Below are 24623 nucleotides of genomic sequence, written 5' to 3'. Positions count from 1 at the left end.
GCGAGCCGGCTCTCAACCGGCATACCCTCTGCCTTGAGTCATTCTCCCAGACCCGTTCCGCGCCCTCGCCGTCACGGTGGCTGTGTCTGGTTGCAGAACCGCCTACGATGGCAAGCGGGGAAGTTTGTCTCGGCCTCTCCTCCTGGCGGCGCCGCCGGGGTAGACCTGCGAGGAGCTTTACATAAAGTGGCAGCCATTCTCGACAAGATCCTACGTGCCGGCGAAGGCAAGATCCTGCGCAAGCTCAAGCGGATCGCAGACCAGGTCAACTCCATCGAGGACGACTTCACGAGCCTGTCCGACGCGGAGTTGCGTGCGCTGACGGACGAATTCAAACAGCGCCATGCTGACGGCGAATCTCTCGACGATCTGCTTCCCGAAGCGTTCGCGACCGTGCGCGAGGCGGCCCGCCGCGTGCTCGGCCAGCGGCCTTACGACGTGCAGATCATGGGTGGCGCAAATCTGCACATGGGCAACATCTCCGAGATGAAGACGGGTGAGGGCAAGACCCTGACCTGTACGCTCCCGTCCTATCTCAACGCCATCTCCGGCAAGGGCGTCCACGTCATCACGGTCAACGACTACCTGGCCAAGCGTGACGCCGAGACCATGGGCCGCATCCACCGCTTCCTCGGCCTCGAGGTCGGCTGCATCATCTCCGGCCAGCAGCCCGAGGAGCGGCGCAAGCAGTATCAGGCCGACATCACCTACGGCACCAACAACGAGTTCGGCTTCGACTACCTGCGCGACAACATGGCCTGGTCGCTCGACGAGTGCGTGCAGCGGGGCCACAACTACGCGATCGTCGACGAGGTCGACTCGATCCTGATCGACGAGGCCCGCACCCCGCTGATCATCTCCGGCCCCGGCGAGCAGTCGGGCAAGTGGTACACCGAGTTCGCCAAGATCGTCCCCCGTCTGCGCAGGGGCATCGAGGCGAAGAACCCGGGCGAGGAGAGCACCGGCGACTACATCGTCGACGAGAAGAAGCGCACGGTCGGCATCCTCGAGTCCGGCGTGGAGAAGGTCGAGGACTGGCTCGGCATCGACAACCTCTACAAGCCCGAGCACACCCACCTGGTCGGCTTCCTGAACAACGCGCTCAAGGCCAAGGAGCTGTTCAAGAAGGACAAGGACTACATCGTCGCCGACGGCGAGGTCCTGATCGTCGACGAGTTCACCGGCCGCATCCTGCACGGCCGGCGCTACAACGAGGGCATGCACCAGGCCATCGAGGCCAAAGAGGGCGTGAAGATCAAGGACGAGAACCAGACTCTCGCCACGGTCACCCTGCAGAACTACTTCCGCCTCTACGGGAAGCTGGCCGGCATGACCGGCACCGCGGCCACGGAGGCCAACGAGTTCCACCAGACCTACAAGCTCGGCGTGGTGCCCATCCCGACCAACCGGCCGATGGTCCGCAAGGACCAGGCTGACGTGGTCTACAAGACCGAGGACGCCAAGTTCAACGCCGTCGTCGAGGACATCAAGGAGCGCTACGAGGCCGGGCAGCCGGTCCTCGTCGGCACCACCTCCGTCGAGAAGTCCGAGCGGCTGTCCAAGGCGCTCAAGCGGCGCGGCGTGCAGCACGAGGTGCTCAACGCGAAGAACCACGCGCGTGAGGCGTCGATCATCGCCGAGGCGGGCCGCAAGGGCGCCGTCACCGTGGCCACCAACATGGCCGGTCGAGGCACCGACATCATGCTGGGCGGCAACTCCGAGTTCCGCGCCGACCTGGAGCTGCGCCAGCGCGGCCTTGACCCGGTCGACACGCCGGAGGAGTACGAGAAGGCCTACCCCGAGGCGCTGGAGAAGGCCAGGGCGGCCGTCAAGGCCGAGCACGACGAGGTCACCAAGCTCGGCGGCCTCTACGTCCTCGGCACCGAGCGGCACGAGTCGCGCCGCATCGACAACCAGCTGCGCGGACGTTCCGGCCGCCAGGGCGACCCCGGCGAGTCGCGCTTCTACCTCTCGCTCGGCGACGACCTGATGCGCCTGTTCAACTCGGCCAGGGTCGAGATGATCATGACCAGGCTGCAGATCCCCGACGACCAGCCGATCGAGTCCGGCATCGTCTCCAAGGCCATCGCCTCCGCCCAGCACCAGGTCGAGCAGCAGAACTTCGAGATCCGCAAGGACGTTCTGAAGTACGACGAGGTCATGGACCGCCAGCGCAAGGTCATCTATGCCGAGCGCCACCGCGTGCTCGAAGGCGCCGACCTGCACGAGCAGGTGCGCGGCTTCGTCGGCGAGGTGATCGAGGGCTACGTCCAGGGCGCCACAGCCGACGGCTTCGCCGAGGAGTGGGACCTCGAGAAGCTGTGGAAGGCGTTCGCCGAGCTCTACCCGATCTCCATCCGGATCGACGACGTCGTTGAGGAGGCCGGCGGCCGCGAGGAGCTCACCGCCGAGCTGCTCGTCGACAAGATCAAGGCCGACGCTCTGGCCGCCTACGACCGGCGCGAGGAGGAGTTCGGCGCGGAGACCATGCGCGACCTGGAGCGCCGGGTGATCCTCTCCGTGCTCGACCGCAAGTGGCGCGAGCACCTTTACGAGATGGACTACCTGCGCGAGGGCATCGGCATGCGGGCCTACGCGCAGAAGGACCCGAAGATCGAGTACGCCCGCGAGGGCTTCGAGATGTTCGCCGCGATGCTTGAGGGCATCAAGGAGGACTCCGTCGGGTTCCTGTTCAACCTTGAGGTCGAGGTGCAGGAAAACCCGATCGTCGAGGAAGAGGACGCGGTGCTGGCGGAGACCCGCTCGATCATCGCGCGCGGGCTGCGCGGGCCGGACCGGCCCGCCGAGCTCGAATACTCGGCGCCCGGTGAGCAGGGCGACGTCGAGCACGTCAAGGTCCGCACCACGCAGGCCGAGCGGGCGGCGTACGGCAACGTGGAGCGCAACGCTCCCTGCCCGTGCGGTTCCGGCAAGAAGTACAAGCGCTGCCACGGCGACCCGAAGAACGCCGCCTGACGCCTGGCGAGTCCACCTTCGGTCCGGGGTTTCGGAGACCCTCGCTTTCCGTGCGGGAAGCGGGGGTCTCCGCGTTTCTCGGTGTTCCTCCGGGTTCTTCCGAGGTTCTCCGCCGCTGAGGTCAGGCTGTTTCGAAGTCGGTGCACAGCCATTGCAGTCCTCTTCGTTCCAGGCGTACGGCGAGTACGTGGTTCCGGTCGCCGCAATGGACCAGGGCGCACATTTCAATGGCACCCTCGCGGGGCTCCTTCATGTGCACGCCACCGACGAAAGGCGGCCGCCCGGCCCTGAGCATCCGGCCCGCTCGCGTCAGCTCCCGGTACGCGCGGTCGGTGAGCCGGTCGGCCACCGTCTCCGGCGCGCGGCGGCCGGTGAGGACCTCGGCCAGGGCCTGGGCCAGGTGGCGCAGCTTGCGTTCGTCGGGCAGGGCGCCCGGCGGGCCCCACACGATGGGGTGCGTGCTGAGGGCCAGCGCGCCGTGGGTCAGCGCACGGCCGCGCTCTTCGTCGTAGGGCGGCTCGGGGGCGGGGGTGACGCCGATGCCGGGCATGGGGAACCTCCGAATGCTCGATAGGAGTGAAAGAAAGAATCGTTATAAGGAGTTTTCGGCCCGGCTCAGGAATACAGACCGCACCAACTTCCGCTTTCGGCGCCCGTGTTCGTCCATATTCGGCGGGGGTGATTTCGTGGAGTTGGAGTCCTCGTGGTGAGGGGTGCGGGAGAGTTTCGGGCGTGATCCGGTGCTTTGCGGGCGACCCAAAATGGGCCAGATCTAAGCCCGCGGGTCCTGGATCTGCGGGGTGTCGGTCTGCGGGGTGTCGTCCTCGGGCTCGCGGCCGGGGGTGGGCAGGTTGAGCAGGCGGATCAGGAGGGTGAAGAGGGCGTAGTAGATCACCAGGTACGCCAGCCCGAACCCGATGATCAGCCCCAGCCCGTGCGTGTTGGACTTGCCGGCGTTCAGCAGCAGGTCGATGGCGCCGCCCGAGAACGTGAACCCGAGCCGCGCGTCCAACTCGGCCATCAGCGCCATGGACAGCCCGGTCAGCAGGGCGTGGACGGCGAAGAGCACCGGAGCGACGAAGATGAACGCGAACTCCAGCGGCTCGGTGATGCCCGTGACGAAGGCCGTCAGCCCGGCAGAGAGCATGATGCCCCCGACCGCGCGGCGGCGCGGAGCCGGGGCGGCCCGCCAGATGGCCAGCGCGGCTCCCAGCAGGCCGAACATCATCACGGGGAAGAAGCCGGTCATGAAGACGCCCGCGCCCTGCTCTCCGGCGAAATAGCAGTTGAGGTCGCCCGCCGCGTCCCGGGTCGCGCCGTTCACGCCGGCGTGGCAGACCGGGAGGGTGAACCAGACGATGGTGTTGAGCACGTGGTGCAGGCCGACGGGGATGAGCAGGCGGTTGGCCACGCCGTAGATGCCGGTGCCCGCTGTGCCGTGGGCCGAGAGCCAGTCGCCGACCCGGGTCAGCCAGTCGCCGATCGGCGGCCAGAGCAGGCCGAAGGCGACGCCCAGCAGCAGGGCGGCGACGGCGGTGATGATGGGGACCGAGCGGCGCCCGCCGAAGAAAGCCAGCCAGGACGGCAGCTTGATGCGGTGGAAGCGCTGCCACAGCAGGGCGGCGACCAGGCCGACGAGGATGCCGCCGAGGACGCCGGTGGGGTTCTGGGCGCCCAGGTCGAGGGCGGGGGTGCCGTTCCTGAGGAGGACGGTGACCTTGTCGTGGACGGCGCCTGGACCGGACTCGAAGAACATGGTTCTGGTCACGCGGTCGAAGACGAGATAGCCGACCAGGGCGGCGAGCGCGGTGGAGCCGTCGGCCTTACGGGCGAAGCCGATCGCCACGCCCACGGCGAACAGCAGCGCGAGATGGTCGAAGAGGGCGCCGCCGGCGGCGGCCATGACCCCGGCCACGGGCAGCAGCCAGGGCAGGGCGCCGCCCAGGCCGTCCTGGCCGAGCAGGTCGTCCTGACCGAACCGGAAGAGCAGGCCGGCCGCGGGGAGCACCGCGATGGGCATCATCAGGGAACGCCCGATCCGCTGCAGCACCGCGAGCGCGGATGACGCCCAGGACGGGAGCTTGATCGTGCTCACCCGGCCCGCCGCCGCGCCGGCGAGGACGGGAGCACAGCGCCGTGGGACGTCCGGAGCGGGAGCGCAGCGCCGTGGGACATCCGGGGACAGAGCATGGTCGTGCTCACCCCCACGCGCGTGCGTCGATCCGTTCGGGTCGCGGGGGTTGAACGGTTACTACCCGGAAGTGGATCTCCAGGAAACGCGCGGGGTCAGGTTTCGCCGGAGTCGAGGTCGGGTTCGGGCTCGCGGCCCGGCGTCATGATGTCGAGCCTGCGGATCAGGAACGTGAACACGACGTAGTACACGACGCCGTAGATCACCCCCAGGATGAGGATGCCCGCCAGGTTCTGGGTGTTGGACTTGCCGGCGTTCAGGAGCAGGTCCAGCAGCCCGGCGGAGAAGCCGAAGCCGAGCTGGCCGCCGATGAGCGTGGTCAGGGCCATCGCCAGGCCGGTGAGGATCGCGTGGACGACCAGCAGCAGCGGCGCGACGAAGATGAAGGCGAACTCGATCGGCTCGGTGATCCCCGTGACGAACGACGCCAGCGCCGCCGACAGCATGATGCCGCCCACCGTGGCCCGCCGGTGCTTGGGCGCCGCCCGCCACATGGCCAGGGCCGCGGCCGGCAGCGCGAACATCATGACCGGGAAGAATCCGGCCATGAACTGGCCCGAGGTCGGGTCGCCGCCGAAGTAGCAGTTCCAGTCGCCGCCCAGCACCCGGCCGTTCACCTCGCACTGCGGCACCACGTACCAGACCACGGAGTTGACGAAGTGGTGCAGGCCGAGGGGGATGAGCAGGCGGTTGACCAGGCCGTAGATGCCGGTGCCGATCGGGCCGATGGCCGCCAGGGCCTCGCCGGCGTGGCGGATCCACTCGCCGATCACCGGCCAGAGCCAGCCGAAGCCCACGCCGATGAGCAGCGCCACGATGGAGGTGATGATGGGCACGAAGCGCCGGCCGCCGAAGAACGCCAGCCAGGACGGCAGCTTGATGCGGTGGAAACGCTGCCACAGCAGGGCGGCGACCAGGCCGATGACGATGCCGCCGAGGACCTTGGTGGGGTTCTGCATCCCGTAGTTGATGATCTCCTTGACGCCCTGGGGCTGGGCCTCTCTGAGCAGGACGGTGTCCCTGATGTCGGAGCCGAAGAACATCACCTTCGTCACCCGGTCGAAGACCAGGTAGCCGACCACGGCGGCGAGCGCGGTGGACCCGTCGGCCTTGCGGGCGAAGCCGATCGCCACGCCGACGGCGAACAGCAGCGGCAGGTTCTCAAAGAGGGCCGCCCCTGCCGCCTCCAGCACCTCGGCCACCTGGTTCATCCAGGACAGCCCGGCCACGTCCGCGAGGCCGCCCGGCGCGGCGCCGTTGGAGCCGAGCATGTCGGGCTGGCCGAAGCGCTGCAGCAGGGCGGAGGCGGGCAGGGCGGCGATGGGCAGCATGAGGGAGCGGCCCAGCCGCTGGAGCACGGACATCACGCGAGCGAACGGCGAAGGCCGGGCGGCGGCGCTGGTCTCGTTCACCGGGCGTTCCTCCGAGGCGTGTTGGAGCCGGTCTCGGGGCCGGAGCTCAAGGGGGAAGGAAGGCTGACTCCAGGGGGTGCCCGGAGGGCCGGCTCCAGGAGCGGCGGGGTGGGGTCGCCTCAGGAGCCGGAGCGTCAGCCTCGTCGTGAAGGCATCTCCAGCATGGTACGCAGCTGGTAGCGGTCCGCGCGGTACGTGGACACCCCCAGCTCCGCGCACATGCCGCCGGAGAACGACCGGCGCTGCAGCAGCAGCACGGCCCCGCCGCGGGGAAGTTTGAGCAGGTCGGCGTCGCTCGGGTCGGCGATGCCGCCGTCGATGGTGAGCTCGCCCGCGTCCATGACGAGCCCGTACCTGCTCTCCAGCAGCTCGTACAGCGATCTGTCGGAAAGATTGTGCTCGGCCAGGTCGGGGGCGAGTTTGACCGGGATGTGGGCCCGTTCGATGGACAGCGGCTCGCCGTCGGCGGTGCGGAGCCGTTCGATGAAGTGGACCTCCTCGCCCGGCTGGATGCCCAGCTCCTTGGCCAGGTGGGCGCTGGCGCGCACGACGCGGCGGTCGAGGTCGCGCGAGCCCGGGATCATGCCTCTGGCCCGCATGTCGTCGGTGAACGACGTGAGCTGCAGGGCCAGCTCGATCTTCGGCCGGGCGACGAACGTCCCCTTGCCGGGCACGCGGTGCAGGCGTCCCTCGGACACGAGGTGGTCGACGGCCTGTCGTACGGTCATCCTGGACAGGCCGAAGCGCTGGCACAGCTCGCGCTCGGACGGAATGGCCGCGCCGATGCTGAGCTCGTCACTGTCGATGAGGTCCAGCAGGATCTCGCGAAGCTGGAAGTACTTGGGCACCGGGCTGTCCGGATCGATGTGCGCCACGGATCCTCCCCTCGTCACTACCTGGGCAATGGGCTATGGTTCGTACTGGTCTAGTCCGGACTAGACCACATGTCGCGAAAGACGGTCAAGTCAGATCCGTAATGAGTTGAGGGATAGCCCGAGATGACCACGAAGATGCGCAGCGAGATCGCCGAGCAGCCGACCGCGCTGCGGGCCACACTGGACTCCCTGCTTCCCAAGATCGACGAGATCAGCGGCATCGGCGAGCGTACCCGCCAGCTGCTGTTCATCGCCCGCGGTACGTCGGACAACGCCGCCGTGTACGGGCGCTACCTGGTGGAATCGCACGCCGGCCGCCTGTCGGCGCTGGCCGCGCCGTCGATCGCGACCACGTACAAGCGCAAGCTCGACCTGGACGGGGTGCTGGCGGTCGCGATCTCGCAGTCCGGGCGGACCGAGGAGATCGTCGAGACGCTGGCCTGGGCCAAGGAGTGCGGGGCCGGCACCGTCGCGGTGACCAACGGGGGCGAGGACAGCCCGCTGGCCCGCGCGGCCGACGTCGCGCTGTGCACGGTGGCGGGCGAGGAGAAGGCCGTCCCGGCGACGAAGACGTACACGACGGCTTTGGCGGCGCTGGCCGTGCTGGCCATCGGCCTGGGCGCGGACGTGGACGTGGACGAGCTGCAGCGGGTGCCCGAGGCGGTCGAGAAGCTGATCGCCGAGCCCGGCGACCTGGAGGCCGTGGTCGAGGGGCTGCTCGACAAGCCGGGCGTGGTCGTCTCGGGGCGCGGGCTGGCGTTCTCGACCGCGCTGGAGACCGCGCTGAAGCTCAAGGAGGCCTGCTACCTGCACGCCATGGGCCTGTCGTACGCCGACCTGCTGCACGGCCCGATCGCCGTCGTGGACGCCGACACGCCCGCGCTGCTGGTGGCGGCCGAGAACAGCCCGACGCTGCAGGGCACCGTGGCGCTGGCCGAGCGGGTGGTGGCGGCCGGCGCGGCGGCGTACACGATCGGCGGCGGCACCGCGCTCGCCCAGGCGGGCACGGCCGCGCTGAACGGCCCCGACCTGCCCGAGTGGCTGGCCCCCATGGGCCTGATCGTGCCCGGCCAGCTGCTCACCGAGGCCCTGGCGCGCCGGCTCGGCATCGACCCCGACGCGCCGCGCGGGTTGAACAAGGTCACCCAGACCGACTGATCTAGCCTGGTCGGAGTGTCAATCCGAGGGAGGGCCTGATGGCGGCCGACGCGAACGCGATCATCGCCGCGCTGGGCGGCGCCGACAACATCATCGAGATAGAGCCCTGCATCACCCGCCTGCGTACGGAGGTGCACGACGCGTCCAAGATCGACCAGGCGGCACTCAGGGCGGCCGGCGTGCATGGCGTGATGGCCACGGGGAACGTGGTCCAGGTCGTCGTCGGGCCGGAGGCGGACACGATCGCCAGCGACATCGAGGACATCATCGGCTAAAGGGCGAGACCATGACGACTGTTCTCGCCCCGGTTGAGGGGGCAGCTGTGGGTTTGGCCGCCGTGCCCGATCCGGTCTTCTCGGCGGGCATGGTCGGTCCGGGAACGGCGATCGATCCGTTGCGGGGGCCTGGCCAGGCCGTGGCCCCCATAGCGGGAAAAATCATGAAACTGCATCCGCACGCGTACGTCATCGTGGGGGACGACGGCCGGGGCGTGCTGGTGCATCTGGGCATCGACACGGTTCAGCTCAAAGGGGAGGGGTTCCGGCTGCTGGCCGCCGAGGGTGACCGGGTCGGCGCCGGGCAGCCGGTGGTGGCCTGGGACCCCGCCGCCATCGAGGCCGGCGGGCGTTCGCCCGTCTGCCCGATCGTCGCGCTCGACGCGCTCTCCGGAGCCCTGACCGGGTTCGCGGAGGGCGCGGTGCACGTGGGCGACGAGCTGTTCCGGTGGGAATAGGGGAACGTCCTCATCAGCTTGGACGCGGCGCCGGTCGCGCGAGCAAGGACGCCGGTCGCGGGCAAGTACGCGAAGGGTTACCGGCAGGACCCGCCACAATAGGCAGTACCGCCAGGTTTCGCCCCGGACCGGGCGGCAGCGGCAGACGGAGGTCCGGCTGGTCTGGACCGGTAGCGAAGGAGGAACGACGACAATGGGTGAACGCAAGGTCACCGTGGCGGCGGAAGTGGGGCTGCACGCCCGTCCCGCGGCGACGTTCGTCCAGCGGGCGAAGCTGGCCCCGATGGACATCACGGTGACGAAGTCCCACGGCGGCGACGCGGTCAACGGCAAGAGCATCCTCGCGATCATGGCCCTGGACGTCAGGCAGGGCGAGACCGTGGTGATCTCCGCCGACGGCGAGGGCTCGGAGGAGATCCTCGACGAGCTGGCCGCGATAGCCAGTACGCCATGAACCTGCGGGGGGTGGGGGTCAGCCCGGGAATCGGGCACGGCCCCTCTTATGTGCTCACCGTCTCCGTGCCCGAACCCCCCGAGGGCGCAACGTACACCGGTGAGGCGGAGCAGGAGAAGGAGCGCGCGATGGCCGCGCTCACCCAGGTCGCGGGCGAGCTGGAGGCCCGCGGCAACCAGGCGGGCGGCAAGGCCGAGGAGATCCTCAAGGCCCAGGCGCTGATGGCAGAGGACCCCGGCGTGGTCGTGAAGGTGCGATCGCTGATCGACCGCGGCCTGGCCGCCCCCAGGGCGGTCTTCGAGGCGTTCTCGAAATATCGGGACGTGCTCGCGGGGTCCGGCGGCTACCTGGGCGAGCGGGCCGCCGACCTGGGCGACATCAGGGACCGGGTGATCGCGCTGCTCTACGGACAGGCCATGCCGGGGCTGCCGCTGGCGCCCGAGCGGCCGTACGTGCTGGTCGCCAGGGATCTGGCCCCGGCCGACACGGCGCTGCTGTCCAGGGACGACGTGGTCGCGTTCGTCACGGAGGAGGGCGGCCCCACCAGTCACACCGCGATCATGGCCAGGGCGATCGGCGTGCCCGCCGTCGTGGCCTGCCCGGGCGCGACCGGCATCCCGGCGGGCGTCGAGGTGATGGTGGACGGCACCTCCGGCGAGGTGCGGGTCGCGCCCGCCGAGTCCGACGTGGCCGACGCGGTCGGCGCCGCGACGGCCCGGCGGGCCGCGCTGGCTTCTTGGAACGGTCCAGGAACGACCTCCGACGGTCATCAGGTGCCGCTGCTGGCGAACGTGGGCGGCCCGGCCGAGCTGGACGCCGCCGTGGCCGCGGGAGCCGAGGGCATCGGGCTGTTCAGGACCGAGTTCCTCTACCTCGACCGCTCCGACCCGCCGTCCGAGGAGGAGCAGCGGCGGGCCTACCGGGCGGCGCTGGAGGCGTTCCCCCGGGAGAAGGTGGTCGTGCGCACGCTCGACGTCGGCGCGGACAAGCCGCTGGCCTTTTTGCCCGCGCCCGCGGAGCCGAACCCGGCGCTGGGTGAGCGCGGGCTGCGCAGGTTCATGAAGTCGCCGGGGATGATGGACGTGCAGCTCGCCGCGCTGGCCGCGGCGGCGGCCGAGGCCGGCGGCGCGGGGCTGCGGGTGATGGCGCCGATGGTGGCCACCGCCGAGGAGGCCACCTGGTTCTCCAGGGAGTGCGCCGACCACGGGCTCTCGGACGTCGGCGTCATGATCGAGGTCCCGGCCGCCGCGCTGCGGGCCGCGGACCTGATCGCCATGGTCGACTTCGTCTCGATCGGGACCAACGACCTGAGCCAGTACGCCTTCGCCGCCGACCGCCGGCTCGGGGCCGTCAGCGCGCTGCTTGACCCCTGGCAGCCGGGGCTGCTCGACCTGGTGGCCATGACCGCCGACGCCGCAACGCGGGCGGGCAAGCCGTGCGGGGTCTGCGGGGAGTCGGCCGCCGATCCGGCGCTGGCCTGCGTGCTCGTCGGGCTGGGGGTCTCGTCGTTGTCGATGGCGCCGTCCGCGCTGGCCGGCGTACGTGCTGGGCTGGCCGCGCACTCGCTGGAGCAGTGCCGTGCGGCGGCGCGGGCGGCGCGGGCGCAACCGTCGGCGTCGGACGCGCGCGCGGCGGCCCTGGTCCACCTGCCGGGCCTCGCCGGTCTGGGGCTGTAGCCCGGACGCCCGGGCGGCGACGCACTCGGACGGTTGCGGGACCCGGACGGCTGCGGACCCGGGCGGCTGCGGACCCGGGCGGGTCGTCGGATGGATACCTTTGGAGGCATGCTTCGACGGATCGGTACGACAGGGCTCCTGGTGATCGCGCTCACTGCGTGCGGCGGTGGCGGCGGTTCCGCGGGGGCGGATCCGACCGGAGGCAAGGCAGCGCCGCCCGCCCGGATGGCGCAGAGCACGCCGCCGGCGACCCCGGCCCAGCGCACGCCCGCGGCGCCGAGTCCGGCCCAGCGCGCCCTGTCGGGGATGAGCGTCGAGGAGAAGGTCGGCCAGCTCTTCATGCCGGTCCTGTACGGCACCACGGCCGACACGGTCTCCGGCGAGAACCAGGCCCGCTACGCCGCCGGCACCCCGGCCAAGGTGGTCGCGAAATACCACCTGGGCGGGGTGATCCTCTTCCCGCAGAACGTGAAGAGCGTCGGCCAGGTCGTCGGCCTCACCAACGGCCTGCAGCGCGGCGCCAAGAAGGTCCCGCTGCTGATCGGCACCGACCAGGAGAACGGCCTGGTGTCCAGGATGTCCGCGCTCATGACGGACTTCCCCGGCGCCTCCCAGATCGGCGCGACCAAGGACACCGGCCTGGCGCGGGCCGTGGCCAAGGCGACAGGGGAGGAGCTGCGCGCGCTCGGCGTCAACCTCGACTTCGCCCCGGTCGCCGACGTGAACATCAACCCGCGCAACCCCGTCATCGGCCGCCGCGCCTACGGTGACGACCCGCAGCGGGTGGCCAAGATGGTGAGCGCGGCGGTCAAGGGCTTCGCCGACGCGAAGATCGCGGCGACCGCCAAACACTTCCCCGGCCACGGTGACACCTCCGTCGACAGCCACACCGGGCTGCCGGTGATCAAGCACACGAAGGCGGAGTGGGAGCGGATCGACGCGCCGCCGTTCAAGGCCGCCATCGCGGCGGGCGTGGACACCGTGATGAGCGCCCACATCGTCTTTCCCAAGCTGGACCCGTCCGGCGACCCGGCGACGCTGTCCAAGCCGATCCTGACCGGCCTGCTGCGGGAGAAGCTCGGCTTCAAGGGCGTGATCTCCACCGACGCGCTCAACATGGCGGGGGCGCGCAAGAAGTACGACGACGGGGAGATCGCGGTGCGGGCCGTGCTGGCCGGGGCCGACCTGCTGCTCATGCCGAACGATCTGCCGAAGGCGTACAAGGCGGTGCTGGCGGCGGTGAAGTCGGGGCGGATCTCGCGCGAGCGCCTCGACCAGTCGGTCACCAGGCTGCTGACGCTCAAGCAGAACAGGGGACTGCTGGCCGGGGCGCCGGTGGCGTCGGCGGAGCGGGCGGCCGGCGTGCTCCGCTCGGCCGCCCACCGCAAGCTGGCCGCCCGCGCCGGAGGCTAGCCGTAGCGACCCGACGCGGCGCGGCGCGCCTGCTCACGGTGGCGGCGGCGTTCGAGGTGACGTCCGAGGTGACGTCCGTAGGCGGCGTTCGTAGGCGGCGTTCGAGGCAGGCGTCAGTGCGAGCCGTGCAGCCCGCTGGCGATGAACATGCCGGCGAGCATGGCGAACAGGAACGCCTGCAGGAACTGGACGAGCAGCTCGAAGGCCGTCATCACGATCGCCATCAGCACACCGAGGACGCCGAGCCCCGCGCCGAGCGGGGTGAGCCGTTCGAACAGGAACCAGAAGCCCACCGAGCTGAAGAAGGCCACGATGATGTGGCCGGCGAACATGTTCGCGAACAGCCGGATGAAGTGGGTGAACAGCGAGGTGAGGAACACCTCGGCGAGGATCATCGGCGCGTAGAGCCCGTACGCCCAGCCGGGCAGCCCCGGCAGGTGCACGATGCCGCGCAGGTAGCCGCGCACGCCGTGGTGGCGGACGCCGAGGTAGAGCTTGATGCCGTACACGCTGATCGCCAGCACCGCGGGGAAGGCGATGTGGGCGGCCACGGGGAACTGGACGAGCGGGACGACGCCCATCAGGTTCCAGCCGAGCACCGTGAGGAAGACCGTCAGGAGCAGGCCCATCCAGCGGTCGGCGTCCTTGCCCAGGCTGGGCCGGGCGATCTGGTCACGGACGAAGACGTAGGCGTACTCGCCGAGGCTCTGCCAGCCGCGCGGCACGATCTTCGGCTTGGCGAACGCGGCCCAGCACACGGCCATGACGATGACCGAGCTGAGCAGGGCGATCAGGACGGGTTTGGTGAACCACTCGGGGCCTCCGGGAATGATCGGCGCGAACTGGAAGAGGTCGAGCCCGGGGGCGGTCCACTGGTCAGGGGAGGTGATCAGGATCGTCGTCCGCACGGCGGTCCCTTCTGGTGAGCGATGAACGCTGGAGGGTCACCCTAACCGGACAAATAGGACGTCCTTTTTATGGGGTTAAATCCGGAATACAATGGCGTACCCGGCGGTATGACTCGTTTCCGCGACGCTCTACCCTAGAACGATGGTTACCGGTGTGCTCATCGACTGGGGCGGAGTGCTGACCACCAGCCTCTCCGACTCCATCGCGCGCTGGATCGTGGCGGACAGGATCGACCGCGACCACTACTACGCCGTGATGCGCGAGCTGATCGACCACGCCTACAAGGGCGGCGACGGCGAGAACGTCGTGCACGCGCTCGAACGCGGCGAGCTCGACGCGTCCTCCTTCGAGCGCGACCTGGCCGCCCGCCTGGTGACCCTCGACGGCGTGCCGCCGGTGGCCGAGGGGCTGCTGGAGCGGATGTTCGCCGGCTTCGAACGGGTGGACGCCATGCACGACATGCTGCGCGACGTCCGCAGGAACGGCGTCAGGACCTGCCTGCTGTCCAATTCCTGGTCGCACACCTACCCCAGGGACGACTGGGACGAGCTCTTCGACGAGATCGTGATCTCCGGCGAGGTCGGCATGCGCAAGCCGGAGGAACGCATCTTCCGTCACGCGCTGAGCCGGATCGGGCTGGCCGGCGAGGAGTGCGTGTTCATCGACGACATCGAGGCCAACATCGTCGCCGCCCGCGCGCTGGGCATCAACGGCATCCATCACCGCGACGCGGACACGACCATCGCGGAGCTGGAGGGCGTCCTGCGTCTCACCCTGCGCGAAAGAGACCGGAAGTAGTCCCGTCCGCACGCTCGTGACCAGGCGCAATGAGTAAGGTTGCGATCTGGTGAGGCAGCTTCCCCGTGGTTTGGAAAGGTTCTTCATGCGCGTCTATCTGCCGTGCACTCTCGTGGCCCTGGCCGCGGCGGTCGAGGCGGGAGAGCTCGGCCCGGCCCCGCTGACCGGCTACGCGGTGACCCCCGCGCTGACCGAGTGGTACGCCTCGGGCGACACCGAGGAGCTCGAATACGTCGCGCTCACCGAGGCGGCCCGCGCCTCCCTGCGGATGCTGGCCGCCGACCGGGCCGACGGCGTCGCGGCCCCGCCCAAGCGGGTGGTGGTCGCGGCCGAGGTGCCCGACCGCGCCGCCGGCGCCGGCGCCGACCTGGAGGAGCGGGCGAGGGTACGCCTCGCCGAGCCGATCCCGCTGGCCAAGGTGGCCGCGGTGCACATCGACGACGACTATGCCGCGGCCGACATCGAGGCCGCCATCGCCGCCCTGCCCGCCGCCGACGCGGGCGACGACGACGCGCGCTTCACCGTGGACGGTGCCGAGGCCCACGAGCTGATGTGGTACGCGACCCAGGAGATTCCCGACCTGCTGCGTTCGTAACGGTGAGGTCACGCCGGGCGAGCTTCCTGACCACGCCGCGTCAAGCCTCGCTAAGGTCCGGACGGGAAGATTGTTTTCTGGTCAAAGGAGTCGGTTCCACGTGTTGCGTCGATTTGCGGTGATTGCTGTAGGAGCGGTGACGTTGCTGGCAGGTTCGCCCGCGCACGCTCAGTCCGCGAAGCCGTACGACCACAAGGACCCCTACAAGAGCGGCTGCGGCAACGCCGCGCGGGTGGTCAAGTCGGCCAAGATCACCAGTCGGGTGAACGGGGAGGTCGGGACGATCAAGCTCATGTGGTCGGGCCGCTGCAAGACCAACTGGATCGAGGTCAAGACCGGCACCAGCATGACCGGCACGATCCACGTGTACACCAAGGACGGGCGCCACGACGCGTTCCGGTTCAACCGCGGCAACGCCGGCCGCCACTGGGGCAACATGCTCTGGGCGAACAACATGTGCGCCTGGGGCAGCGTCTCCGTCCAGTGGAACGGCGGTCGCGGCGGCCAGAACGGCTCCGGCACCACCCCCAAGGCCTGCAAGTAGGCACCGGCCGGGGGCGGCGGCCGGAAGGTCCGCGGCCCCCGGGCCGCATGGTCCGCGGCCCCCCGGTTCACCGGAATGTCATAGCCGCCGTCTACGCTTGGCGGGAAATGACGAAACACATCATCTGGGATTGGAACGGCACCCTTTTCCACGACATCGACGCCGTGGTCGGTGCCACCAACGAGGTCTTCAAGCCGTACGCACTGCCCCCGCTGACCGCCGACGGATTCCGCGCGGTCTACACCCGCCCCATCTGGCTCGCCTACGAGCGCATGCTCGGCAGGCCCCTCGACGAGGGCGAATGGGAGCTGCTCGACACCGGGTTCCACGACCACTACTTCCGGCTGGCCGACGTCTGCGGCCTGGCCGTGGGCGCCGAGACGGCGCTGGCCGGATGGACGGGCACCCAGTCGCTCTGCTCGATGGCACCCCACGCCCACCTGGTGCCCAAGGTCGACTCGTTCGGCATCACCCGGCACTTCACCAGGGTCGACGGCCTCACCGGCGCCACCGGCGGCGAGAAGGCCGCCCACATGACCGCCCACATCGCGGCCATCGGCGTCGACCCGGCGGAGATCCTGGTGATCGGCGACAGCGTGGACGACGGGCTCGCCGCCCAGCACGTCGGCGCGCGGGCGGTGCTCTACACCGGCGGCATGACGCCGAGGGCAGAGCTGGAGCGCATGGGGCTGCCGGTGGTCGACACCCTGGCCGAGGCCATGGATTATGCCTGATCGTGGTTGAATTCCTGAGGCAGGAGCCCTGAGGACGGCGTCGGCCGTACCCTTGCAGGGATTACTCAGGAGGCAGCCATCAACCGCCTTGTGCTGTGGAACGTCGACCTGACCCTCGTCGACGTGGCCATCGTGACCAGGGACGCCTACGCCGAGGCGTTCCGATTCGTGACCGGGCGCCCGCTGGTCAAGCTCGTCCCCCCGCTGGGCAGGCCCGACTCCGAGATCGTCTTCGAGACGCTCGCCGTCAACGGCGTCGTGGCCGAGGACGGTCATCTGCCCCAGTTCCTGGCCGCCCTGGCCACCGCGTTCGCCGACCGGCGCGGGCGGCTGGCCAAGGAGGGGCGGATGATGCCGGGGGCCAAGGACGCGCTGAAGTCCGTCTCGCGGCTCGACGGCGTGGTCCAGACCGTGCTGACCGGCACGATCAAGAGCAACGCCGTGCACAAGCTGAAGGCGTTCGGGCTCGACAAGCACATCGACTTCGAGCTCGGCGGCTACGGCGAGGAGGTCTATCCCAAGGCGACGCTGCTGCAGGTCGCGCAGTCGCGGGCCAAGCAGCGCTACGGCACGCCGTTCACGCCGGCCAACACCGTGGTGATCGGCGACTCCACGCGTGACGTGCAGGCCGCCAAGATCGGCGGGGCGGCGATGATCGGGGTCGCCTCCGGGCGGTCGATGGCGGCCGAGTTGCGTGAGGCGGGGGCCGACGTGGTGCTGCCCGACCTGTCCAACGCCTCCGAGGTGGTGGCCGCGGTCGCGGGCCTGACCTCACCGCTGGACCGCAAGGCAGGCTGAACGAACGCGGTCACAGGCCGCCACAACCCGCCGCAGGCCGTCGCCAGCCGTCGCCGCCGGAAGCTGGTCAGCCGACGGCCTTGAGGAAGCGGGCCGCGATCGGGGCCGCGACGGCCGAGCCGGCCCCGCCGCCCTCCACGATGACCGAGAACGCCAGATCCCCCCGATACCCGATGAACCACGAGTGCGCGGGTGGCTCCTCGCCCGAGCCGTACTCCGCCGTCCCCGTCTTGCCCGCCGTACCGGCAGGAAAGCTCACCCCGTGCGCGGTCCCGTCGGTGACGACGGCGGGCATGAGCGCGCGCAGCGCCGTCACCACCCCCTTCTCCAGCGGGCGCGGGTTGTCGGGCTGCTGGTCGGGGATGTGCTCGGCGGTGACCAGCCGGGGCGGCACGTACGCGCCCGAGGCGATGGCGGCGGCGACCGAGGCCATGTTCAGGGGGCTCGCCAGCACCCTGCCCTGCCCGATCGCGGCCGAGGCCAGGTCGGTGTCGTCCTTGGGGTCGGGGAACTCGGCCCGCACGGCCGGCACCCCCGGCGTGATCGCGGAGCCGAAGCCGAAGCTCCTGGCCACCTCGGCCAGCCGTCCGCCGTTCAGCCGGGCCACGCTCATCTCCCCGAATGTGGTGTTGCAGGAGTGCGCGAACGCGTTCTGGAACGACAGCGTGCCGAAGTCCTCGAAGCCCGCGTTGTGGAACGGGAAGCCGCCGATGTTCTTCTCGGCCGGGCACGACACCCGCCGATCCGGCCGCACACCGTCGGCCACCAGCGCTGAGGCCGTCACGACCTTGAACGTCGAGCCCGGCGGATACTTGCCGAGCAGCGCCCGGTTGAACCCGCCCGGCGCGTTGACCACGGCCAGGATCTCCCCGGTCGAGGCCCGCAGCGCCACCAGGGAGACCGGTTTGTCCACGCCCTTGACCGCCTGGGCCCCCGCCCGGTGCACCTTCAGGTCGATGGTGGTCTGGATCGGCCGGTAGCCGCCAGGCTCGACGACGTTCTTGACCAGCCGGTCGCCCTGGTAGAGGGCGATCCCGTAGCGGATCGGCGACTCGAAGCGGTCGGGGAAGGTCTGTTTCATGCCCTCGACGAGCTGCTGCACCGAGCCGGGGGCGTCCGCGCCGCCGACGTCGGTGCCGTCGGCGGCCAGCACCCGTACGGGATCGGCCCGCCGCGTCGTCACCCGCAGCGAGAGGCCCTTCTTCAGCAGCGGGTGGAGCGCGGCGGGCGTCCAGGCCACTTTCCACGTGCCGCCGCGCTCGACCAGCCGCAGCTCGCCGTCGTAGTCCCAGTCGAGCGGCCCGGCCAGCTTCGCGTGGAAGGAGACCTTCCCGTCGGGGGAGCTCTCGCTGGCGAAGACCCCCGTCGGGCGGGGACGCGTGAAGCTCGCCCGGGTGAGCTTGAGGTCGGCGCGGAAGCGGCGGTGCCGGCTCTCGAAGTCGGCCGGCGGGTCCGCGACGAGCTCGCGCATCGCCGCGTAGTCTTGGTCGGCCCAGGCGGCGAGGTAACGGTCGGCCGTCTGCTCGGGCGTGCCCTCCGTACGCAGCGCCCAGACCACGCCGCCGGCCGCGAGCAGCGGGATCAGCACCCCCGCCACGATCCACGGCCATCTCCTGCGGCGCCGCACCGGCCGTTCCGGCCGCAGGTGGGCGTAGTTTGTCCCCGTTTGTGGTGCCATGACGCAGAGGACATCAGAGATGCGACATAGGTGTCCAATACTGATATGAGGGTCACATAGATATAAAGCTGGATATAGTGGCTGGTCATGGACCTGGTCCGGCACCTTCGCTACTTCATCGCGGTGGCGGAGGAACTCCACTTCGGCAACGCGGCCATCCGGCTCGGCATGGCCCAGCCGCCGCTCAGCCAGCGCGTCAAACGCCTGGAGGAGGAGCTCGGCGTCCGGCTCTTCGACCGCTCGGCCCGCCAGGTCCGGCTCACCGAGGCGGGCCGGCTGCTGCTCGGCGAGGCCCGCGAGATCGTCTCCAGGGTGGAGCGGCTGCACGAGCTGGCCCGGCAGGGCGAGGGCGCCGTGCTCAAGGTGGGCGTGCCGCCCGACCTGGCCGCCACCGTGCTCGCCGCCCTGGTCGCGGGTTTCCGCGAGACCAGCCCCGACGTACGCCTCGCGCCCGCCGAGATCTGGACCGCCGACCAGGTGACCGCCCTGGCCGAGGGCACGATCGACGTCGGCCTCGTCCGCCACCCGGTAAGCGCGCCGGGGCTGCGCTTCGGGCAACTCCTGGTGCAGGCCCATGGCGTGCTGCTGGCCGCGACCGACCCCCTTGCCGGCGTCGGCGAGGTGCACCTGGCCGACCTGGCGGGGCGCGAGCTGCTGATGCCGCCCAAGGAGGGCGAGCCCGGCTGGCACGCCGAGGTCCTGGCGGAGTGCCGCCGCCAGGGGTTCGTCCCCCAGCAGGTGCACGAGGGCGCCGGGCTCGGGCTGGTGCTGGCGGGGGCGGCGGTGGCGTTCGGGCCGCGGATGGAGCTGCCGGGGCTGGCCTGGCGGCCGCTGCTAGGCTCGCCGATCGCGAGCCGGGTCTCCACCGCCTGGCGCGCGGTGACGGCCGCGACCGCCGACTTCTCGGCCATGGCCGTACGGACGTTGAAGGAGAGCGCCGGGATGACGGACGAGGGCGCCGCGACCGCGCGGCGGGTCAGCCGCAGGCCGGGGATGCTGGCATGAGCGCGCCCGACTTCGAGAGCCTGTTCCGCACGGCCGGCGTCACCGGCTGGCTGCACGCGGCCGACATCGACACCGGGCGCGAGATCGGGCTCGGCTCCGACGATCCGCTGCCCATGGCCTCGATGTTCAAGGTGCCGCTGCTGGTGGCGCTGTGCAGGCAGGCCGACGCCGGCCTGCTCGACCCGGCCGAACGGGTCACGGTGCCGCCGTCCGGCCGCTCGCCCGGGCCGACAGGCATCTCGGCGATGCTCGACGAGGTGACGATCTCGCTGCGCGACCTGGCGTACCTGATGATCGCGGTGAGCGACAACACCTCGGCCGACACGCTGCTCGCGCGGGTCGGACACGACGCGATCAACGCCATGCTGGACTCGTTCGGGCTGGACGCGACGCGCGTCGTGCAGGGCGCGGGGGAGAGCGTCGACAGCCTGGGCCGGGACACCGGCCACGGGTGGCCGTTCGTGGATCCCGACGACATAGAGCGGCTGAGCGCGCTGGATCCGGCCCGGTCCAACCGCAGCTCCCCACGGGAGATGACCCGGCTGTTCGGCATGATCTGGCGGGACGAGGCCGCCTCCGCCGCCTCGTGCGCCTGGATGCGGGCCGTGCTCAACGGCCAGGTGTGGCCGCACCGCCTGGCCTCGGGATTCCCGTACGACGACGTGGCCGTCAGCGGCAAGACCGGCACCTTGCCGACCCTGCGCTGCGAGTCGGGCGTCGTCGACTACCCCGACGGCGGCCGGTACGCCGTGTCCGTCTTCACCCGCTCGTTCAGCACCGCGCTCAACCAGCCGCGCGCCGACGCGGTGATCGGAACCTCGGCGCGTATGGCGGTGGACCACCTACGGAGGTAGCAAGTTATGGGGAAAGGCGGGTATGACATTCCCCTGAACGGGCGACAGGATGGGACACATGGTTGCTGAGGGCGAGCTGCTGTGGGAACCGGGCGAAGAGATCGTGGCGTCGGCGAAGCTGACCCGCTACCTGCGGTGGCTGGGCCGGTCCGGCGACTACGAGGACGCCTGGCGCTGGTCGGTCGAGCATCCCGCCGAGTTCTGGACGTCGATCTGGGACTACTTCGACGTGATCGGCGACCGGGGTGACGGGCCCGTGCTGTCGGGCGAGATGCCGAACGTCACCTGGTTCGCCGGCGGCTCGATCAATTACGCGGAAAACGCGCTGCGCCGTACGGAGGGCACCGCGCTGGTGTTCGTCTCCGAGGACGGCGGCCGGCAGAAGCTGACCTGGGCCGAGCTGCGCGAGGAGGTCGCCCGCGTCAGGAAAGGGCTGGTCCGGCTCGGCGTGGGCCGGGGCGACCGGGTGGCCGCCTACCTGCCCAACATCCCGCAGGCCCTGATCGCCTGCCTGGCCACGGCCTCGCTCGGCGCGATCTGGTCGGCCGGCTCGCCGGACTTCGGCGTGCCGAGCATCGTCGACCGGTTCAAGCAGATCGAGCCCAAGGTGCTCATCGCCGTCGACGGCTACCACTACAACGGCAAGAGCTACGACCGCTCCGCCGCCGTCAACGAGATCGCCGCCGCGCTGCCCACGCTCCGCGCGACCGTCTGGATCCCCTACCTGGCGGCGGCCGACGAGGGCCAGGCGCCGCAGCAGGCCGAACCGAGCCCCGGGCACACCGAGGAGCTGCCGCACGGCGAGGTGATCGGCTGGGAGGGCCTGCGGGCCGAGGAGGGGCCGCTGGAGTTCGAACGCGTGCCGTTCGACCATCCGCTGTGGATCCTCTACTCCAGCGGCACCACCGGGCTGCCCAAGCCGATCGTGCACGGGCACGGCGGCGTGGTGCTGGAGCACCTCAAGTCGCTCGCCTTCCACCAGGACCTGGGCGAGGGCGACGTGTTCTTCTGGTACACCACCACGGGCTGGATGATGTGGAACTACCTCATCGGCGGCCTGCTGGTGGGGGCCACGCCCGTGCTCTACGACGGCTCGGCCACCTTCCCCTCGCCGGCCGCGCTGTGGCGGATCGCCGACTCGGAGGATGTGACGTACTTCGGGGTCGGGGCGCCGTACATCATGGCCTCGCTGAAGGCCGGCATCCATCCCCAGGGCCTCGAACGGCTGCGCGGGGTCGGCTCGACCGGCTCGCCGCTGCCGCCCGAGGGGTTCGCCTGGCTCGCCGCCGAGCTGCCCGGCACGCCGCTCGGCTCGTTCTCCGGTGGCACCGACGTGTGCACGGGGTTCGTCGGGGCCACCATGCTCCATCCGATTCGTGCGGGCATCATCCCGTGCCGGTCGCTGGGGGCGCGGGTGGAGTCGTACGATCCGGCGGGCAAGCCGGTCGTCGGCGAGGTGGGCGAGCTGGTGATCACTCAGCCGATGCCGTCGATGCCGGTGAAGTTCTGGAACGACCCCGGCGGCGAGCGCTACACCGAGAGCTACTTCGACGTCTATCCCGGCGTGTGGCGGCACGGCGACTGGATCAAGATCAACGAGGACGGCAGCTGCGTCATCTACGGCCGCTCCGACTCCACGCTCAACCGGGGCGGGGTCCGGATGGGCACCAGCGAGTTCTACCGCGTCGTGGAGCGGTTCGAGGAGATCGCCGACAGCCTCGTCATCGACACCGGCCAGCTCGGGCAGGAGGGGCGCCTGCTGCTGTACGTGACCCTCGCCGAGGGGGCCGAGCTCGGCGAGCCGCTGCAGCGGGCGATCTGTGACGCCCTGCGGACGGAGCTGTCGCCGCGCCACGTGCCCAACGAGATCCATGTCGTGCCGGGGATTCCGCGTACGTTGTCGGGCAAGAAGCTTGAGGTGCCCGTACGCAAGATCCTGCTGGGGACGCCGGTCGAGCAGGCGGCCAACCCGGACGCCATGGCCAACCCCGAGGTGCTGCGCCACTTCGTCAGGGAATGACCTGGCTGTACGGGTCGTCCGCCTCGTACGCCAGGGGACGAGGACGACCTTGCCTCCGTCAGAGGACGAGGATGACCTTGCCTCGCAAATCGCCCGCCTCGGCCCTGCGGTGGACGCGGGCCAGCTCGGAGAGCGGGTGCGTCTCCGCGACCTCGACCGTCAGCTCGCCCGCGTCGATCAGCTCGGCGAGGCGGGTGAGCTGAGCGGGCTCGGCGCGCATCACGAAGTGGGCGCCGCCCTCGATCGGGGTCGCGATCGAGACCGTGACGCGGGCGAGCCCGGCCAGCACCGCCGCCGCTTCGTCGGCGAGCGGGACCAGGTTCAGCAGGACATCCATGTCGCGGGGGAGCGGGGCCGTGGTGTAGTCGATCACCTCGTCGGCGCCGAGCCGGCGCACCGCTTCGGTGCTGCGCGGGCTGGCCGTGGCCGTGACGTGGGCGCCGGTCAGTTCGGCGAGCTGGACGGCGAACAGGCCGACGCCGCCGCCCGCGCCGTTGACCAGCACGCGCGTCCCGGGAGTGACGCGGGCGTGCTCGTGGACCGCCTGCCAGGCGGTGAGCCCGGCCACCGGCACGGCCGCGGCGTCGGCGAGCGGAAGCCTGCGCGGCGCCCTGACGAGGGCCTCCGCCGGGGCCACCGCGTACCCGGCCGCCGCGCCGCCGGTCATCCCGAAGACCCGGTCGCCAGGGGCCAGGCCGGTGACGCCCGCCCCGATCTTCGCCACCGTGCCGGAGATGTCCCAGCCGAGCGTGTGCGGCGGCTCCACCCGGAACACCTCCGGCAGCAGCCCGGAACGCAGGCCGATCTCCGACGGGTTGAACGAGGTGGCGGCCACCTCCAGGAGCACTTCTCCAGGCCCGGGCTCGGGCGTGCGCACGGTGTCGAGGCGGATCACCGAGGCGTCCCCGAAGCCGTGCATGCGGGCCGCCGGCATGGTGGGGGTGGGAACGGGCACGCGGAAGTCCTCCACGTGCTCCTCCACCCACTGCCGGAACGACGTCGCCGGCCTTTCCGTGACCTCCTCGACCACCGAGGTAACCGGCACCGGCCGGTGCGCCGGCTCCGCCTGTGCCCGCAGCACCTCATCCACCGCCTCAGGCGGCAGGCCGTCGGCCTCCAGGGTCGCGCGGGCCTGCTCGGGTGGGACCTCCACCCAGCGTGCCGGGATGCCGGTGACCTCGGAGATGACTCGCACCTGGTCGGCCTGGGAGATCGTCTCGGGGCCCGTCAGGTCGTAGGCGGCGCCGTGGTGGCCCTCGTCCAGCAGCGCCCTTACGGCCACGGCGGCGATGTCCCGCTCGTGCACGGGTGGCATGGCCGCCGCCCCGTACGCGCCGCGTACCGCCCCGGCCCTGATCCGCCTGGCCCAGCGCAGCGTGTTGGCCGCGAAGGCGTGCGGGCGCAGGAACGTCCACTCATCGGCTGTCTCCGCGATCAGCCGTTCGATCTCGCGCTCGTGCTCCCGGCGCGCGGCGGAGGACAGGTAGACCACGCGCCCGGTCCGCCGGGTGATGGCCTCGATCACCGCCCGCGCGCCCTCGGCCGTGGCGAACGGCCACACCAGCAGGACCGCGCTCACCCCGTCCAGCGGCAGCGTGCCGGGGTCGCGCAGGTCGCCCGTGGCGCCGCTCACCGCCACCACGTCGGCTCCGGCCTGCCGCAACAGTGCCACCGCGGACCGCCCCACCGTGCCGGTCGCCCCGGTGACCAGAATCCGTCCCATCACGCTCTCCTCCCGATCGCCTGAAACCTGCGTCGCCTGAAACCGTAGGAGGATGGGATGAGATGTCCAATGTGTTC

At 70.6% G+C, this 24623-nt stretch carries 22 protein-coding genes; 15 read left to right on the top strand and 7 right to left on the bottom strand.

Going from position 1 to position 24623, the window contains the following annotated elements:
- Nucleotides 1-186 precede the first annotated feature (186 nt).
- Nucleotides 187-2976, top strand: coding sequence for a preprotein translocase subunit SecA (gene secA, locus AB0C27_RS23110; protein ID WP_357847116.1), 2790 nt, complete (start codon nucleotides 187-189; stop codon nucleotides 2974-2976).
- A gap of 121 nt (nucleotides 2977-3097) precedes the next feature.
- Here the strand turns inward: secA and AB0C27_RS23105 are convergent, their stop codons facing one another.
- The 4 genes from AB0C27_RS23105 to AB0C27_RS23090 all read right to left on the bottom strand — a co-directional run bounded on the left by AB0C27_RS23105 (nucleotide 3098) and on the right by AB0C27_RS23090 (nucleotide 7454).
- Nucleotides 3098-3526, bottom strand: a complete 429-nt coding sequence (locus AB0C27_RS23105; protein WP_346102539.1) for an Rv3235 family protein — start codon at nucleotides 3524-3526, stop codon at nucleotides 3098-3100.
- 222 nt (nucleotides 3527-3748) lie between these two features.
- On the bottom strand, nucleotides 3749-5071 hold the full coding sequence (locus AB0C27_RS23100) for a PTS transporter subunit EIIC (RefSeq protein WP_357847111.1): 1323 nt from the start codon (nucleotides 5069-5071) through the stop codon (nucleotides 3749-3751).
- Between the two features lie 191 nt (nucleotides 5072-5262).
- Nucleotides 5263-6579, bottom strand: a complete 1317-nt coding sequence (locus AB0C27_RS23095) for a PTS transporter subunit EIIC (RefSeq protein ID WP_357847108.1) — start codon at nucleotides 6577-6579, stop codon at nucleotides 5263-5265.
- 134 nt (nucleotides 6580-6713) lie between these two features.
- Nucleotides 6714-7454 carry a GntR family transcriptional regulator gene (locus AB0C27_RS23090; protein WP_106236687.1) on the bottom strand — a complete coding sequence of 247 codons (741 nt, stop codon included), beginning with the start codon at nucleotides 7452-7454 and terminating at the stop codon, nucleotides 6714-6716.
- 123 nt (nucleotides 7455-7577) lie between these two features.
- Here AB0C27_RS23090 and AB0C27_RS23085 point away from each other — a divergent pair, with 123 nt between their 5' ends.
- From AB0C27_RS23085 to nagZ, 6 genes are all read left to right on the top strand, one after another.
- Complete coding sequence (locus AB0C27_RS23085; RefSeq protein WP_357847104.1) at nucleotides 7578-8612, top strand: SIS domain-containing protein; 1035 nt, start codon at nucleotides 7578-7580, stop codon at nucleotides 8610-8612.
- A gap of 38 nt (nucleotides 8613-8650) precedes the next feature.
- On the top strand, nucleotides 8651-8887 hold the full coding sequence (locus AB0C27_RS23080) for a PTS glucose/sucrose transporter subunit IIB (RefSeq protein ID WP_326630334.1): 237 nt from the start codon (nucleotides 8651-8653) through the stop codon (nucleotides 8885-8887).
- Between the two features lie 11 nt (nucleotides 8888-8898).
- Nucleotides 8899-9345: a PTS glucose transporter subunit IIA gene (locus tag AB0C27_RS23075; RefSeq protein ID WP_106236692.1), complete on the top strand. Its 447-nt coding sequence runs from the start codon at nucleotides 8899-8901 to the stop codon at nucleotides 9343-9345.
- Nucleotides 9346-9538: 193 nt separating this feature from the next.
- Nucleotides 9539-9799 carry an HPr family phosphocarrier protein gene (locus tag AB0C27_RS23070; protein ID WP_357847100.1) on the top strand — a complete coding sequence of 87 codons (261 nt, stop codon included), beginning with the start codon at nucleotides 9539-9541 and terminating at the stop codon, nucleotides 9797-9799.
- Nucleotides 9796-11475: a phosphoenolpyruvate--protein phosphotransferase gene (gene ptsP / locus AB0C27_RS23065; protein ID WP_357847097.1), complete on the top strand. Its 1680-nt coding sequence runs from the start codon at nucleotides 9796-9798 to the stop codon at nucleotides 11473-11475. The genes AB0C27_RS23070 and ptsP overlap by 4 nt, the downstream gene beginning before the upstream one ends.
- A 108-nt stretch (nucleotides 11476-11583) precedes the next feature.
- Nucleotides 11584-12888, top strand: coding sequence for a beta-N-acetylhexosaminidase (nagZ, locus tag AB0C27_RS23060; RefSeq protein WP_357847094.1), 1305 nt, complete (start codon nucleotides 11584-11586; stop codon nucleotides 12886-12888).
- 113 nt (nucleotides 12889-13001) lie between these two features.
- Here nagZ and AB0C27_RS23055 read toward each other — a convergent pair whose 3' ends face one another.
- Entirely contained in the window at nucleotides 13002-13796 is a 795-nt protein-coding gene (locus AB0C27_RS23055; protein WP_357847091.1) for a F0F1 ATP synthase subunit A, read from the bottom strand.
- A gap of 142 nt (nucleotides 13797-13938) precedes the next feature.
- Between AB0C27_RS23055 and AB0C27_RS23050 the strand changes: the two genes are divergently transcribed.
- From AB0C27_RS23050 to AB0C27_RS23030, 5 genes are all read left to right on the top strand, one after another.
- Nucleotides 13939-14595 (top strand): HAD family phosphatase, encoded by a 657-nt coding sequence (locus AB0C27_RS23050; protein ID WP_357847088.1) that lies wholly within the window; start codon nucleotides 13939-13941, stop codon nucleotides 14593-14595.
- A gap of 85 nt (nucleotides 14596-14680) precedes the next feature.
- Entirely contained in the window at nucleotides 14681-15190 is a 510-nt protein-coding gene (locus AB0C27_RS23045; protein WP_357847085.1) for a hypothetical protein, read from the top strand.
- Nucleotides 15191-15326: 136 nt separating this feature from the next.
- Nucleotides 15327-15734: a DUF2690 domain-containing protein gene (locus tag AB0C27_RS23040; RefSeq protein ID WP_357847082.1), complete on the top strand. Its 408-nt coding sequence runs from the start codon at nucleotides 15327-15329 to the stop codon at nucleotides 15732-15734.
- A 107-nt stretch (nucleotides 15735-15841) separates the two neighbouring features.
- Nucleotides 15842-16468 (top strand): HAD hydrolase-like protein, encoded by a 627-nt coding sequence (locus tag AB0C27_RS23035; RefSeq protein WP_357847079.1) that lies wholly within the window; start codon nucleotides 15842-15844, stop codon nucleotides 16466-16468.
- A 90-nt stretch (nucleotides 16469-16558) separates the two neighbouring features.
- Nucleotides 16559-17266, top strand: coding sequence for a haloacid dehalogenase-like hydrolase (locus AB0C27_RS23030; RefSeq protein ID WP_357847076.1), 708 nt, complete (start codon nucleotides 16559-16561; stop codon nucleotides 17264-17266).
- A 67-nt stretch (nucleotides 17267-17333) separates the two neighbouring features.
- On the opposite strand, the gene AB0C27_RS23025 is transcribed toward AB0C27_RS23030, so the two are convergent.
- Complete coding sequence (locus AB0C27_RS23025; protein WP_357847073.1) at nucleotides 17334-18944, bottom strand: penicillin-binding transpeptidase domain-containing protein; 1611 nt, start codon at nucleotides 18942-18944, stop codon at nucleotides 17334-17336.
- Nucleotides 18945-19031: 87 nt separating this feature from the next.
- Between AB0C27_RS23025 and AB0C27_RS23020 the strand changes: the two genes are divergently transcribed.
- The 3 genes from AB0C27_RS23020 to AB0C27_RS23010 are packed head-to-tail and all read left to right on the top strand — an operon-like array spanning nucleotide 19032 to nucleotide 22823.
- Nucleotides 19032-19949, top strand: coding sequence for a LysR substrate-binding domain-containing protein (locus AB0C27_RS23020; RefSeq protein ID WP_346102567.1), 918 nt, complete (start codon nucleotides 19032-19034; stop codon nucleotides 19947-19949).
- Nucleotides 19946-20803, top strand: a complete 858-nt coding sequence (locus AB0C27_RS23015; RefSeq protein ID WP_357847070.1) for a serine hydrolase — start codon at nucleotides 19946-19948, stop codon at nucleotides 20801-20803. Before AB0C27_RS23020 ends, AB0C27_RS23015 begins: the two co-directional genes overlap by 4 nt.
- 58 nt (nucleotides 20804-20861) lie before the next feature.
- Nucleotides 20862-22823 carry an acetoacetate--CoA ligase gene (locus tag AB0C27_RS23010; RefSeq protein ID WP_357847068.1) on the top strand — a complete coding sequence of 654 codons (1962 nt, stop codon included), beginning with the start codon at nucleotides 20862-20864 and terminating at the stop codon, nucleotides 22821-22823.
- A 58-nt stretch (nucleotides 22824-22881) separates the two neighbouring features.
- Here AB0C27_RS23010 and AB0C27_RS23005 read toward each other — a convergent pair whose 3' ends face one another.
- Nucleotides 22882-24546 carry a zinc-binding dehydrogenase gene (locus tag AB0C27_RS23005; RefSeq protein ID WP_357847066.1) on the bottom strand — a complete coding sequence of 555 codons (1665 nt, stop codon included), beginning with the start codon at nucleotides 24544-24546 and terminating at the stop codon, nucleotides 22882-22884.
- Between the last annotated feature and the right edge of the window lie 77 nt (nucleotides 24547-24623).

Origin of the sequence: Nonomuraea sp. NPDC048882 (genome assembly GCF_040649755.1) — a bacterium.
Taxonomy (GTDB): Bacteria; Actinomycetota; Actinomycetes; order Streptosporangiales; family Streptosporangiaceae; genus Nonomuraea; species Nonomuraea maheshkhaliensis.
This window is presented reverse-complemented; position numbering and strand designations above follow the sequence as displayed.

Coding starts and splice junctions, on each gene's coding strand:
- AB0C27_RS23105 (WP_346102539.1), bottom strand. CDS start 3,526: ATGCCCGGCATCGGCGTCACCCCCGCCCCCGAGCCGCCCTACGACGAA.
- AB0C27_RS23085 (WP_357847104.1), top strand. CDS start 7,578: ATGACCACGAAGATGCGCAGCGAGATCGCCGAGCAGCCGACCGCGCTG.
- AB0C27_RS23080 (WP_326630334.1), top strand. CDS start 8,651: ATGGCGGCCGACGCGAACGCGATCATCGCCGCGCTGGGCGGCGCCGAC.
- AB0C27_RS23075 (WP_106236692.1), top strand. CDS start 8,899: ATGACGACTGTTCTCGCCCCGGTTGAGGGGGCAGCTGTGGGTTTGGCC.
- AB0C27_RS23070 (WP_357847100.1), top strand. CDS start 9,539: ATGGGTGAACGCAAGGTCACCGTGGCGGCGGAAGTGGGGCTGCACGCC.
- ptsP (WP_357847097.1), top strand. CDS start 9,796: ATGAACCTGCGGGGGGTGGGGGTCAGCCCGGGAATCGGGCACGGCCCC.
- nagZ (WP_357847094.1), top strand. CDS start 11,584: ATGCTTCGACGGATCGGTACGACAGGGCTCCTGGTGATCGCGCTCACT.
- AB0C27_RS23050 (WP_357847088.1), top strand. CDS start 13,939: ATGGTTACCGGTGTGCTCATCGACTGGGGCGGAGTGCTGACCACCAGC.
- AB0C27_RS23045 (WP_357847085.1), top strand. CDS start 14,681: ATGCGCGTCTATCTGCCGTGCACTCTCGTGGCCCTGGCCGCGGCGGTC.
- AB0C27_RS23035 (WP_357847079.1), top strand. CDS start 15,842: ATGACGAAACACATCATCTGGGATTGGAACGGCACCCTTTTCCACGAC.
- AB0C27_RS23025 (WP_357847073.1), bottom strand. CDS start 18,944: ATGGCACCACAAACGGGGACAAACTACGCCCACCTGCGGCCGGAACGG.
- AB0C27_RS23020 (WP_346102567.1), top strand. CDS start 19,032: ATGGACCTGGTCCGGCACCTTCGCTACTTCATCGCGGTGGCGGAGGAA.
- AB0C27_RS23015 (WP_357847070.1), top strand. CDS start 19,946: ATGAGCGCGCCCGACTTCGAGAGCCTGTTCCGCACGGCCGGCGTCACC.
- AB0C27_RS23010 (WP_357847068.1), top strand. CDS start 20,862: ATGGTTGCTGAGGGCGAGCTGCTGTGGGAACCGGGCGAAGAGATCGTG.
- AB0C27_RS23005 (WP_357847066.1), bottom strand. CDS start 24,546: ATGGGACGGATTCTGGTCACCGGGGCGACCGGCACGGTGGGGCGGTCC.